This window comes from Paludibacterium flexuosum, from assembly GCF_037076605.1.
Taxonomy (GTDB): domain Bacteria; phylum Pseudomonadota; class Gammaproteobacteria; order Burkholderiales; family Chromobacteriaceae; genus Paludibacterium.
Map to the genome: position 1 here is coordinate 1914216 of NZ_AP029060.1, position 13651 is coordinate 1927866.

At 54.7% G+C, this 13651-nt stretch carries 9 protein-coding genes and 1 pseudogene; 8 read left to right on the forward strand and 2 right to left on the reverse strand.

Going from position 1 to position 13651, the window contains the following annotated elements:
• Positions 1–422: 422 nt before the first annotated feature.
• From AACH39_RS09065 to AACH39_RS09075, 3 genes are all read left to right on the forward strand, one after another.
• On the forward strand, positions 423–2117 hold the full coding sequence (locus AACH39_RS09065; RefSeq protein ID WP_338619675.1) for an AAA family ATPase: 1695 nt from the start codon (positions 423–425) through the stop codon (positions 2115–2117).
• A gap of 182 nt (positions 2118–2299) precedes the next feature.
• Positions 2300–2656 carry a hypothetical protein gene (locus AACH39_RS09070; protein WP_338619677.1) on the forward strand — a complete coding sequence of 119 codons (357 nt, stop codon included), beginning with the start codon at positions 2300–2302 and terminating at the stop codon, positions 2654–2656.
• Positions 2657–3029: 373 nt separating this feature from the next.
• A complete protein-coding gene (locus tag AACH39_RS09075; RefSeq protein ID WP_338619679.1) occupies positions 3030–3770 on the forward strand; it encodes a DUF2971 domain-containing protein in 741 nt (246 codons plus the stop codon).
• A 547-nt stretch (positions 3771–4317) separates the two neighbouring features.
• Here AACH39_RS09075 and AACH39_RS09080 read toward each other — a convergent pair.
• Positions 4318–4683, reverse strand: coding sequence for a hypothetical protein (locus tag AACH39_RS09080; protein ID WP_338619680.1), 366 nt, complete (start codon positions 4681–4683; stop codon positions 4318–4320).
• A gap of 601 nt (positions 4684–5284) precedes the next feature.
• Between AACH39_RS09080 and AACH39_RS09085 the strand changes: the two genes are divergently transcribed.
• The 5 genes and pseudogenes from AACH39_RS09085 to AACH39_RS09105 all read left to right on the forward strand — a co-directional run bounded on the left by AACH39_RS09085 (position 5285) and on the right by AACH39_RS09105 (position 11047).
• Positions 5285–7018: an AAA family ATPase gene (locus AACH39_RS09085; RefSeq protein ID WP_338619681.1), complete on the forward strand. Its 1734-nt coding sequence runs from the start codon at positions 5285–5287 to the stop codon at positions 7016–7018.
• Complete coding sequence (locus AACH39_RS09090; RefSeq protein ID WP_338619683.1) at positions 6954–8429, forward strand: UvrD-helicase domain-containing protein; 1476 nt, start codon at positions 6954–6956, stop codon at positions 8427–8429. Before AACH39_RS09085 ends, AACH39_RS09090 begins: the two co-directional genes overlap by 65 nt.
• A gap of 485 nt (positions 8430–8914) precedes the next feature.
• Positions 8915–9178: a hypothetical protein gene (locus tag AACH39_RS09095; RefSeq protein ID WP_215777839.1), complete on the forward strand. Its 264-nt coding sequence runs from the start codon at positions 8915–8917 to the stop codon at positions 9176–9178.
• Between the two features lie 496 nt (positions 9179–9674).
• Positions 9675–10283, forward strand: a pseudogene (locus tag AACH39_RS09100) (DUF6216 family protein); the annotation flags it as partial.
• On the forward strand, positions 10280–11047 hold the full coding sequence (locus AACH39_RS09105; protein ID WP_338619686.1) for a hypothetical protein: 768 nt from the start codon (positions 10280–10282) through the stop codon (positions 11045–11047). The pseudogene AACH39_RS09100 and the gene AACH39_RS09105, both read left to right, overlap by 4 nt.
• A gap of 18 nt (positions 11048–11065) precedes the next feature.
• Here the strand turns inward: AACH39_RS09105 and AACH39_RS09110 are convergent, their stop codons facing one another.
• Positions 11066–13594: an SNF2-related protein gene (locus AACH39_RS09110; protein ID WP_338619689.1), complete on the reverse strand. Its 2529-nt coding sequence runs from the start codon at positions 13592–13594 to the stop codon at positions 11066–11068.
• Positions 13595–13651 lie beyond the last annotated feature (57 nt).

Sequence of the window (13651 nt, forward strand, 5' to 3'; positions counted from 1 at the left end):
TCTTTCCTATCAAAAGTTATTTACTCAACCCCACAGAAGTCTGCCCCACAAAGTCCATTTCTGCCGTTAGCCTGCCCTTCATCAAGAGAAATCCATTCTAGGTCTGGCAACCCCCAAAAAATGCCATTATGCTAATCAAGCTGTAATCGACCGATTACGGTCAGGAGCGGAAGACCACCAGTGATCGCCTTTGCCGCCGTTCAAGCTGGCGGCCTTGATGCGCTGCACCAGTTGTTACCCGTGCTGCTTTTTCGGGATATTTTTCACCCTGTGCCGGGTTGGAGTGTGGAACGGGGTCATCAATAAATTAAAGACTTAGAAGATATTAGCGCGACTTTATTATTCGGATGGCGCCGGCATGATGCAGCGGCTTCTGTCTGCCGAAAATACGGTTGCAGGGTCAGAACAAGTAGGAGAGCAGAGTGTTTTCACTCCAGTATGTTAGAGACTATCTGTCCATCAAGCAGTTCAATCCAGTGGAACTCAGTGACCTTACTATCCTGACCGGACTTAACGGCTCCGGCAAGAGCCACCTTCTTGAAGCAATTGAACAAAAATGCGTTCTTATCAACGGAGATCCGAGCCTCTCTATTGTGAAGTTCAATTATGAGAATTTCCGACTGGAGAATGAGGCTGAGTTCAACGCCTATCAACTCGGGACAGAGAAAGACAATGCTTGGAATTATTACAACGGCAGTATCAAGCCTCTCCTTGTTAATGCAAAAGGGCATCTAGGTCCCTCACATAGTCAGATTGCAGACGAATGCAAGCGAGACAAAGTTCCTCTTCTTTCCAGAAATGACCGTCCTGAAGTGGCAAACTACCGAAATACTGTAGATCAGTATTTCGCACAGCCACACATTTGGAACAATAATGATGCGGCGGGCTTGTACTCGCTCGCACACTCTTTGCAGTTTCCTCTCGATGAGATTACGGAAGAAGATTTTAGGGAGCTATATAAGCCCGTTGCGCTCAAAAACAATTTTCTTCCACATCAACTCGGCAAGGTCATCTGGGATTACTACATTAAGTACCGGCAAAATCAAGTTAACGAGTTTGAGAACCTGAGATATGGTAAGGACTACCCGGTCATCTCTGAAACCGACTTTATTGCGAAACACGGCGACAAACCTTGGGAACTAATCAACAAAATCCTACGAAAGTTTAGCTCGATCCAGTACCAGATCACATCACCAGAGGGAACAGACGTATTCAAGAACTACTCTTTGAGACTAGTTCACACTTCAGATCCCACCTTGCAGATTGACTTCAGTAGTCTTTCATCTGGTGAGAAGGTTCTTATGGCTCTCGTTGCGTCCATTTACAAATCGTCCTTCGATAGATACTTCCCGGACGTACTTTTGCTCGATGAGATTGACGCCACTTTGCATCCTTCGATGATGCGAAATATGATTGAGGTAATTCAAGAAGAGTTCATTTCACGCGGTACAAAGGTAATCCTAGTGACCCATTCTCCGACAACGGTCGCGCTAGCACCAGAAGACTCCGTGTTCGTAATGAATCGAGCAGGACTGAGCAGAGTCGAGAAGTCTAACAACAGTAGCGCTCTTTCCATACTCACCGAAGGGTTCGCAATCCTTCAAGATGGTATTAGGCTGTTTGATCAAGTGGGCCGGTTGAAAGCAACGGTCATCACTGAAGGAAAGAACACAAAGATTCTGAGGAAGGCATTCGAACTTTTTGGTGTTTCAGATATTGAAATCCTAGAGGGTGTTGAGTCCAATTCTGGAAAATCCCAGCTGAAGACGCTGTACGATTTTTTTGTGAGAGTACCACACGAAAAGACTGTAATATTTGTTTGGGATTGCGACGTTAGCTTTAGCCATCCCCTTGAGATAATCAACAACACCGTGCCGATTACCATACCAAAAAACCCGGCCAATAAAATTGCGAAATCTGGCATCGAGAACGCATTTCCTGAGAATTTATTTTCTGAATTTCAAAAGCGAATAATTCTTTCAACAGGAGAAACAAAGATTGAATTCGATGAAAGCCGTAAGAGAGATTTCGAGGATTATCTGATAAGAAGAAACAACATTGCTGACTTCGAGTTTCTGAGAAACACGATCGAGGTCATTCGGAGTGCAGGGGAATAAGGCCATACGACTGATCTGCTCCCCGATTTTACACCAAGGCAAACTGGAATTTTTAATCTATTGCAACGCTTTATCCACAGCACAGCCATCTTTGTCTCCGGAAGAGAGGCCTCCTCGACATCAATCCATGTCTTTGGTAGGCTTGCTCGAAGCAACTTTGACTAATCAACTAAAAAAATATAATGAGTCATCAAAAATACGCATCTATCCGCCTGAATATTTTCAAAGAAAGTGAAATATCCTTCTTGGCTGCACTAGAGAAGGAAAATATTCCTTACGGCCGTATCAACACATATTCAAATATGCCACAGGCATCAGGCATTCTAGCGAGCATCACCGCCATCGCAGAAGCAATGCCATGGAAAAAAATAGCAGATATATTTATCGCCTGGCTTGATGCCCGGAAAAGCCGGCAGGTGATCATCCAGATCAACGACGGTACAGTTATTAACATCAAAGGTTATTCATCAAAAGATGTTCAAGCATTGCTGAAAACTTCAGTCAACGTTTCAGTGCTTGACACCAAGCGGGAAGAATAGTCTTCTGAATCAATCCCCTAGAATCAAGGGTGGCGCTGATCTGCATATTCAACCCTTACATTTGATAAGCGGCCAGCGCGGGAGTTGCGCCTAAGCAGCTCCAAGGTCTAATATCGTCCAGCAGCGGACGTTTAACCCCAAATATCTTGCCACCATGACGGATATCCCAAAGACGTTCTATCGATACAGGGCGTTCTGTACGACAACGCTATCTTCCTTGTGTTATGACGAGTTATATTTTGCTCCCCCAGGATCGTTCAATGACCCGCTGGACTGCAGCCCTACTCTCACTTGTAACTCACCGATTGAGGACCTGAGAGCACTGCTCACACATTTCGTTAGCAGGCGGATCTCGTCTCAAGTTTTATCTCACTTGAGAGAAGCAGGAGTAAAAGGAGGACAGGCTTCAGAGCATGCAGAGAAACAGGCTTTTCGTGAAGCCGAGAGGCAGTTGGCTGATATCGCTTATCACGCTAGAAATCCAGACCATGATGGGTCGATAGAGGAAAAAGAATCGTGTTTGTTGCTCAACGCCATTGAGCATGAACTGCATCATTGGTATGAGCAGGGTGTGTGCTGCTTCTCCACCTCTTACTCAAGCCCTCTTCTTTGGAGCCACTACGGCGACCAACACAAAGGTCTCTGCATCGGATACACCGCAGACCGAAATCCGGCCCCAAAACTCCAGAAAGTTGCCTATGGAGGTAGTCGTACCATTACCTCATCGATGCTCTGTGAAGCCTTCCTGCATGGGAACGAAGATGTAGTCGCGGCTATTAACAAAAATGTTCTGCTACGGAAAGCAAGGGGCTGGAGTTACGAATCAGAGTGGCGCCTCATCAAACCGCAAGGACTGCAAAAGTCGCCATTGCTTCTAACAGAGGTCACGTTTGGTCTTCGCTGTCCGCCCCCCGTCATTCATACTGTCATTCGAGCACTTGAGAGGCGCGAAAACTGCGTTAAGTTCTTTAAAATTCACGAAGTCCGGAATAGTTTTGCGCTGCGTAGGCGACAGGTTGACGTCGACGAGTTGCAGGCGGTTTTTCCGGTTACGGCCAAGTCTGGTATTGAGATCTTTGGCGCGCCCGATAGACGTGCTGGTGAAGGCGATTGAGTGCATCCCCTCTTTCTTGCTGTGTCTGGCGGCTCTTCCTTATCTCCGAGGCCTGACATTTTCATCCAGGCGACCTCCTTCGGCAACTGCTGATATCTGCTCTCCTGAGCGCCCGCTTGCGAACTCGGCCAGAGCAACAATGGGGCGATTCAGGTCGTTGGAAAAGGTAAAATTGGCTATTCAACTGGCTACGGCTTCCCCCCGCTTTCCGTAGCAAAGGGCTTTAGAGTCCAATCACCCATGACACGGAGATTGGACTCTAAAGCTACGTGCTACTCAATAGCGGGGGGTACGTCGTCGGGAAATCGGCCGAAGCGGACGTCGGCGCGGCCAGTTCGCTGAGTCTGCTGAGATACCATAACCGGACATTCACCCATCTGTTGGGAGAATGTCCGGATTTATCTTTTGGCAACGGCCGGAATCGACCCGAAGCGTAAGTAGGTTACGTGGTGAAGCGGACGTACAGAAACATCTGAGCTAGCGAGAGGTCTAGTACCATTTTTTTGTATTCGAAAGGGTTGAGCGTCGCGGTAGCCAGCACAGAGGCTTACTTTAAGCCACGAGTCCAAACACCAGAAGCCAAGCGCCCGTTGCGGTACTCACAATGATAGGTAACGGGCAGGCGTTGGTTAAACATACCATCGTATTTCAGCAGGGCATCTACTTCCGTCACCACGAGATCGCCTTGTGACAAAACGCGAACATTGATGTCGATGGCCTCGGTTGCGGGAGAGGCGTTCAGCATCGTTTCTACGCAGGCCAAGCGGATAGCATCTAAATTAGTGCCAGGATTGTCTACTGTCTTCCGGTTATGTGGGTCAGCAAGTTTCATTTCTTTGGGAATCGTAACGGCACACCCAACAAGCGCCGAAATGCTGAATACCGTAATCATGGTACGGACAACAACGTTCATAGATTTCTTTCTGATCGCAATGGAAGATTGAAGATCAGTAGCGATGCCCAAAGGGTATATACGTACAAACTGGGTCTGTATATGAACAGACATATCCACTTATTATGCGCGTGGCATGCGCCTGACCCGGCAAGGAAATTGATCTAGCTGCATCCATATAGCAATTTCAATAACGCGGGCGCCAAGAAGTTGGCCGCGACGTCCGCGACTGGAGGAAATTCACAATGGCCAGTGCTGACCGATTCCGGTCATGCATGGCAGAAGAAGAGTGCCCGAAGTGGCCAACGCACCGTTTGACTTACCGCAAGAGTATCGCAATGGAATAAATATATTCTCTTCTTGGCCACTTTGTCATTGCCGGACTCTGAGGTCGAGCATTTCCAGACGCTTTTTTCGGCGGCGGCAAACGGCCATATGTAGTTCTTACGTATATGCCGTCGGCCGACCGGTTCAGGCTGTAAGCGGACGGTCATCGTTCAAACTCTTGCTGACCATTTGCCGGAGAGCGTTGGCATTGGTGGATGTCCGACGAGTGTCTGCGTATACCTTCGGTAGCTTTCCTACGCGTTGGGATATTTACCGGAATGACTAGAGAGGGAAAATGACGCGTATCCGTCGCCTTGAAATTCGCAATTTCCGCTCGATACAGACTCTCGATTGGACACCGTCCAACGGCGTGAACTGCCTTATTGGCCCGGGTGACAGTGGCAAGTCGACCATCCTAGATGCCATCGACCTGTGCCTTGGAGCGCGGAGGAGCGCACCTTTTGGTGACACAGACTTCTTCAGTCTGGACGTCACTCGGACCATCGTGATTGCAGTCACGCTCGGCGCACTACCCGACGCGCTGAAGAACATCGACAACTACGGAGAGTTCCTTCGCGGATTTGACCTTGGTACAGGTGTGCTTGAAGACGAGCCGCGCGCTGGCATAGAAACAGTTCTGACTCTGAAACTCGAAGTCAAGGACGACCTCGAGCCAAGTTGGGCGCTCTATTCTGAGCGAGCCGCCCAGCAACAACTGGAACGGTCTCTGGCCTGGAAGGAGCGCAGTCTCCTGACGCCTGCTCGTATTGGCACCTACACGAATACGAGTCTTTCCTGGTCTAGGGGCTCAGTATTGAACCGGCTCACGGAAGAGCGCGCGAACCTTGGCTCAGAACTCGCCGTCGCGGCACGCGCCGCCCGGGCCACTTTCGGCGCACAGGCGGGCACTCAACTCGCCCAAACCCTGCAAGTGGTCACCCAGACAGCTACCAGCTTGGGCGTAACCGTCGGTGCAAGTGCTCAGGCGCTACTTGATGCTCACTCGGTCTCGATTGGTGATGGTGCTATCGCGCTCCACAGCGAGGCCGGCATTCCTCTGCGGTCGCTAGGTACCGGTTCGGGGCGGCTACTTGTCGCGGGGTTGCAAAGGGCCGCTGCGGCGGCGGCCACCGTCGCCCTAGTGGACGAAGTCGAGTACGGACTTGAGCCGCACCGGCTTATGCGACTGCTTGACTCTCTTGGCGCGAAGGACTCGAGCCAGCCGCTGCAGGTATTCATGACCACGCACTCACCGGTGACGCTCAGGGAACTAGCTGCAAATCAACTTTTCGTCGTGCGCCAGCGTTCTGGCACCCACACCGCCACATGCGCCGGTATGGACGATGGCATACAGGGTACCCTACGTAAGGCGGCCGAGGCATTCCTCTCTAAGTCCGTTATTGTCTGCGAAGGCGCCAGCGAGGTTGGATTCGCTCGCGGGATGGACCAGTGGTGGGTTCACGGTGGTGCGACGTCATTCCTGGCCCACGGAGGCTCATACGTAGATGCAGGCGGAGGAAGCCCCGACCAATGCTTCACGCGAGGAGAGGCGTTCCTCAAATTGGGCTATCGCGTCCTCGTCTTCGTCGATGCGGACAAGCCTGTTTCAACCGACGGACTCGTGGAGCGATTTGTTGCAGCTGGTGGCCAGTACCTCACGTGGCGGCAAGGCCTGGCACTAGAAGACGAGTTATTCCGCCATTCAAGCAATGATGCGGTGCATGCCTTGCTGAATAAGGCAGACGAGACGGTCGGCCGCGAGCTCATGGCTGAGCACATCAAGTCGAAGTCGAATGGACAAGTCACCTTGGATGCCATAGAGGCCGAACGGCTGAATGGCGGTTACACCCCTGCGAGCCGAGAATTGCTCGGACTTGCCGCTCGCAACAACAAGAACGGCTGGTTTAAGTCAGTAACTGGTTTCCAGGAAATCGCCAAGGACATCGTCGGCCCTCACATTGCGAATGCAGAGCCGGGCTTCATCGAAATCACGAACCAACTCTGGAGGTGGACGAGTGCCTCCGCCTGAAATCGACATCTTTCAGGCGCGCCTAGGCTCAGTTACCGCCCCAGCCGGATGCGGCAAGACCCAGCTCATCGCGGACTCCCTGAGTCAGCACACTGACAACAAGCCAGTCTTGGTGCTGACACACACCAACGCTGGGGTCACCGCGCTACGCGCTAGGCTCCAGCGTGGCGGCGTCCCGAACTCAGCATATAGGGTGTCGACCATCGACGGTTTCGCGATGCGGTTAGCTGCAAAGTTTCCGCTCCGCGCAGGCCTCAACGCGCGCGTTCTCGAACTAGCTAACCCGAACACCGACTACCCAGCCATCCGAGTCGCTGTGCAAGGGCTCCTACAGGCAGGTCACATCGCGGACCCCATCGCCTCAACTTATTCGCGTTTGCTGGTGGATGAGTATCAGGACTGCAACACTACCCAGCACGCTATCGTCTGTTCCATCGCACAGACGCTGCCCACCTGCATTCTTGGTGACCCCATGCAGGCGATATTCGGCTTTCGCGACCCACTGGTTCACTGGGAGCGTGACGCTCAAGTTGCGTTCCCGCCCATCGGTGCGCTGCAGACCCCTTGGCGATGGCGCCTCGCAGGCATGGACGCACTAGGTGCCTGGCTACTTCAAGCCCGAGCATCATTGCAGGCGGGTCAGTCTGTAGACCTGCGTGGAGCACCAGAGGGTGTCCAGTGGGTTCAGCTGACCCAAGGCATGGAAGTGCAGCAGCGACTCGCAGCCGCCCGGACGGAAGCACCAAATCGAGACGGCCGCGTTCTGGTGATTGGCGACTCGATGAATGTCAACGGTCGCCATCAACTCACCATGCAGACGCCGGGCGCCACTTCCGTCGAGGCGGTCGACCTGAAAGACCTGGTGACCTTTGCCCGCCAATTCAATTTGGCGAGCCCCAATGCACTGCGACAACTTGCCGAGTTCGCGACGTCACTGATGACCGGGGTGGGTGCTGCAAACTTGCTCGCGCGAGTCGAAACGATACGAGGCGGTCGAGCTCGCACGCCCGCGACGCCTGCAGAAGCCGCAGCCGTGGCGTTCATGGCGGCTCCCAGCCACAAGACCACGATTGACCTGCTCCAGTCCCTTGCGGACCAACACGGTGCGCGAGTCTACCGACCCGAAGTGCTGTACTGCTGCATCTCAGCGCTAAGAGCCGCCGGGGGGGACGGTGGTTTCATGGGCGCGGCGATTCAGGTCCGCGAGCGGAACCGCCATTTGGGGCGGCCTCTGGGGCGGCGCGCCGTTGGAAGCACGCTTCTCCTGAAAGGGCTTGAAGCTGACGTCGCAGTCATTCTTGAGCCCGAGCGCATGACTGCGCAACACCTCTACGTGGCTCTCACGCGAGGAGCAAGGCGAGTCGTGGTTTGCTCGTCGTCGCCTTTGCTAACGCCCGCAAGGGGGCGCTAATTAACGCTCATTCAACGACTGAACTCATAACTCTCAAAGGTAATATTCAGGCCTTCAAAGACTGCTCCACGCTCCAAATCGTAGGTTCGCTACTGCGACACCCAGTTTCTGCTCCAGCTGCACACCTGTCATTCAGCCTGAGTGATGACTGACTGCAATGGGTTGAAAGTACGCGTTCAGCAGCAGAGAAAGCGATCGTTTAACTGTGTGATCTATACAACGTCAGCTAACCGCTACATTGTTGCCGCATCGGATTGCGACCGCCAACGTCTGCAATGGCCGAAAAACCGCCCCCCCCATCGGCGCACTTAAAGAGTGCGCCCTACGGTGCTCTCCAGGACGGATGACCGCGCAAACTTGCGGATCTGTCATCGCTTTCGCTAGGGTATGTGGCGCGGCAATGATGCCGTGAAAGAGGCGCGGGCCCGAAGGTGGTGACACACCGACGGACCCGCTAACCAAACCAACTCGTCGAAGGAGTCAGTATGGCTGCCAAGCATGGTAATTCACCCCTGTCCCACTTCACAAATCGCCGTTCTCACCAACCAACGTTCATGCCGCTGTTTGAGCTGGTCTCGGAGCTGTGCCCGCCGCGTGAGGCGCTGGCCGAACCCGGCATGTGCCGCCTGATCGTCGATGGCCGGCTCGACTGGTCCCTGGCCAGGGTCAATGGCCAGAGCTGGCTGTATCTGCCGCAGGCAGTACCGATGCGGCAATTGGCGGGCTGCACGGTGTTGTTGGCGGAGTAGGACATTCAACTGGAGGCCGGGGGGTGTTAAGCCCCCCGGAGGGGTAAGCAAAGCTTGCTCGTAGAGTACATTCTCCGGAGACAAAGTACTTCATGGAAATGACCCAGCTGCTGACTGAGCCATAGATATTGCGGACGCTCTGGAGGGCATAATTGATTGGCTACGTACTGCTATCGGTTGTATTCTGTACGAAATGAATAATAAAATTTTAATAAATTCCCATTTTAAAAACATTCTTGCAGATATCAATAAGCAAAAAAATTGGAGGCTCCGCATGGAAGGAGTAGATTATTTATTAAGCTTAGTCGACAAGGCCGAGAAACTTGGTTTTTTTGTTGCTGTTTTATATGCAATTTCTGCAATTTATTTAATAAATCGCTCAGGATCTTACTACATGCTCACCGATCTGATGTGGCGATTTATATACAGAAACAATGGTGACATAGATGACGGTGAGATTAAAAAATTTTTAAGCAGGTAAGCATCTTTATCAAAGTTTAGAGCAATCACTGGAGTAAAGGTAAGAACACACAAAAGAGCTTTGGCCCTACTTAAATGGGCAGATTTGCATGACGAGAGCATTGCCTTGATCGGTCGCAGTGGAAGCTACTTTGACACAGAGAAATTGAGAATAATAAACATACCTGCAAACGGCAAGAAAAAAACATTCATGGTGGTTATATTCATTATCACTGCTGCACTATTTTGGACGATGAATCTTTTCAGTGGAGCAAATGGAGCCATACTTCAAGGCAGAGACAGCCAAGTTTATTTTCGCCTAACTAATACATACATAAAAGAAGGATTTTATTTCGGAAAATCATTTAGCCTATCTGATTGCAGCAATGAGGAAAAGATACTCGTAGACAAGAATGAAATAGGAATATCAACCAGCGAAATGGATTCAGTTTGCAACCTTTACAAGACCAACAAGATTAACGAAGAGGTTTCAAAAACAATAAAGCAGCAATTATATTTCTCTATTTTTTTGCTAATCATAACAACACCATTCATTGTATTTCTGGCCAAAAAAATTGATGCAATCGTCGTTGCTACAGGATTACAGAAAAGGTTATCCGAAAGAGCAAATAGGTCGGCAGATTGAATAAATTTATTCTATGTCATATTGACGCTATTTTTCGCACACACCAAAAACAATTGCATTTATCTTTAGAGAAAATGCCAAACAACCAAATTCATCATAAAAAAATCATGAGTTATTCACTAGCCACAGAAATTGTTTTTGAGGAGCTTCGCAGGAGTTACATTAACCTCATGGAAAGCCGGAGATTTCCAGCAAAATTCCGCAAGCACTTTGAAGAGTATGTGTACAAGAGTCATCAGTTGACAGAGGTTATGCGTCGTGAATACAAGGCCATAGCAGGCTTACCTTGGTTGGCTTCAGAATTTAAAGGATGGAATATATATACAGCATCCTTAAAGTCGATCAGAAACTCTGTCGTACATGGCATCCCACTGGTTCTTCACGAAAAGATTTTGGCTGTTTACCCTGCCGTAGACTTTGCTTGCGAGAATAACATCCTAAGCCAAAAGATGAGGGCAGCGAGAGTTAGGCTCAAGAAAGCCACTTGCTTCGTGGACCTGCCATTTCAAGATGAAATCATCACCCCACACATTGGTTACCCAGTCGATGGTGGTGGATATGTATTTCCTCTGAAAGAGTTTGTCAGCTATGAGCTTCCTTGGAACTTATTAAAGGATGCAGACCTTCACGCCCCCGAAGATTACTCCGCAGTCAATGATGTTGTACGGCTGGTACTCCGCAGCTATCCAGCACTACATCGGTATTACGACTATTATCAGTCGAAGCTCAACAGGGTTCAGGAAAGCAGCTTAAAGCAGGGATAATTGGAGCCCCCCCTCACCTCACCCCACCCGCCACCTAACCACCCACAGCCCCTCACACCGCACCGCCCGCCGCTGCCTTGCCTGCCAGTCCGCCAACAGTGCCGCACGACGTGCAGCCTGCGCTTCCTCCAACCCCGCCAGCCCCTGCTGCGCCGCGCGAATCGCCTCCGCCAGCGTCAGCATCGCCTGCTGCAGCTTGACCTGTTCTCCTGCCTCGTTTGATCGGCGTTCCGCCCGCTGTAATCGTCGCCGTTCCGTCTGCAGTCGGCGCAGCCGCGCTTCCGCCGGGGCTACCTGCTGTGTCACCCACTGCGCCAGCGTCTGGCGTTCTGTCGCAAACCATTGCGTGTCCTGGGCCTGCCGCGCCGCCTGCCAGTCCTGGGTTTGCCGTGCCGCCGCCCTGGCCAGCGCCTGCGGTGGCCGGGCTTCGGGCAGGGGGGCGCTGAAGCGGGCCGGGACTTGCCACAGCGCGCGGCATTGTGTGTCATCCAGCCAGCTGCCGTCATCGCGGCAGCCGCTGAACAGCAAGTCGCGCAGTGTGTCGTCCAGCAGCAGGCGGTCGAGGCGCAGCCAGCCGGACTGGCCGCGCAGCCGGCGCAGTTCGCTGTGGCGCACGCCGTCGCCGCGGTGATCGAGCAGCACATAGGCCGCCGCCGGGCGCAGCGCACAGGCGGCGGTCAGCAGCGCCTCATCATTCAGGCCGGGGCGCCAGGCGCGCAGTGCCTGCCACTTTCGCTCGCTGTCGCTGGGCCAGCGCAGTCCGGGCGGGGCTTGCAGCTGGTCGCGGACGCACTGGTCAAACGGGGCCAGCAGGGCGTCGGCCTCGGCAGCGCTGACCACGGGGAGGGGTGCCTGTTCGGCCTCGATCTGGTCCCGGCTGCGACAGCTGGCCAGCAGCGCTGGCCAGGCGTGGTCCAGCTGCCCGACTGGGGCGATCTGGCCCAGCACCCCTTCCGAGGTACCGAACAGGGTGTCGAACAGGCGGCTCTTTTGTTGCAGCAGACTCAGCAGCCGGCGTTCGGCCTGGTTGTGCGGGCTGAGCAGATTCAACACCACCACCTCGAAGGGCTGGCCAAAGCGCTGGCAGCGGCCGATGCGTTGCTCCAGTCGTTGCGGGTTCCACGGCAGGTCGACGTTCACCACCAGCGCGCAGCACTGCAGGTTCACCCCTTCGGCGACGGCTTCGGTGGCGATCAGCAGCTGCCCCTGCTGGCGAAAGCGTTCCAGCAAGGCGGGCCGGTCGCTACCGCTCTGGCCATTCACGCAGATCACCCGGTCGGCATAGCCGTGCTGCTGCAGTTGCCGGGCCAGACAGGCCTGCGTGCGGGTGGATTCGGTGAACAGCACCGCCTTGTCGGGCGCCCCCAGCGCGCGCAGGCGCGCCAGCCCCTGTGCCAGGCAGTGCAACAGCGCCTGTAGCTTGCTGTCCTCACCCAGCGACTGTGCCTGTGCCATCAGCCGCGCCAGCGCGCTGCGGTCGGCGCGACACAGCGCGGGCGGTGGCGCATCGGTCGGCACCTGCCCCAGCGTCTCGTCCCCCTGTTGTGCCCACATCTGCTGCCAAAATCCGTCAACGGCGGCGTTTGGCTGGCGCAGCCGTTGCTGCAGGCGCTGCAGGGTCGCCAGCAAGGCCGCCGGGCTGGAGGCCAGCCGCTTCTTCAGCAGCAGGCCGAGCAAGCCGCGGCCGCGCGCGGGCAGCAGCGCTGGTGAGGCCTGGGCGATGAAGTGCGACAGCGATTGGTACAAGGCCCGCTCCGCCGCACTGGCCGCCACGCACTGCGTCAGCACCCGGCGCGGCGGGGCGGTCAGTGCGGCTGGCAGGCTGCGGCGCAGCGTGCGGGTCGCCGCCTGCTGCCAGCGCTGGCGCAGGGCCGGCAGCGTGCCGGGCTGATCCAGAAACTGCCGGCGGAAATCCGCCTCTGGCCCCAGCCAGTGCGGCGACAGCAGGCAGCTGACGCCAAACAATTCCATCAGCTGGTTCTGCAGCGGCGTGGCGGTCAGCAGCAACTTGCGCCGCCCCTGCAAGGCCCGGCGCAGATCCGCCGCCAGCCCCGGCCCGTCGCGCTGAGCCGCGCGCAGCTTGTGCGCCTCGTCCAGCACCACCCAGTCCCAGGGCGCCGCCTGCAGGGCGTGCCGCCTGCGCCAGGCAAAGCCATACGACAGAATCAGCACCTGCTGCCCCACCCCCGGCAAGGGGGTATCCGGCGGCCACTGCGCGCGCGTCAGCACCATGGCCGGCAAGGCCAGGCGCTCACACAACACCGCCTGCCACTGCGCCCGCAAACCCGCCGGACACAGCACCAGCAGACGCCGCTGCCGCTCGGCCCAGCCCTGCGCCAGCACCAGCCCGGCCTGAATCGACTTGCCCAGGCCAACCTCATCCGCCAGCACCGCCCCCTCTGGCCGCGCGCCGTGCAGCGCCCACCCCGCGGCGGCCAGCTGATGCGACTGCCAGCCGATCGATGGCGCAGGCGGCGCTGGCCGCAGGCCACCGGCGCGCAGGGTGAGTTCGTGGGCGTAGTAGCAACGATGGTGGGGGGTGAACATGGGTTTCCTTTGGGGCAGTCCGGCCTCCGGACGGGGTCGGCAGTCCGGCCTCCGGAC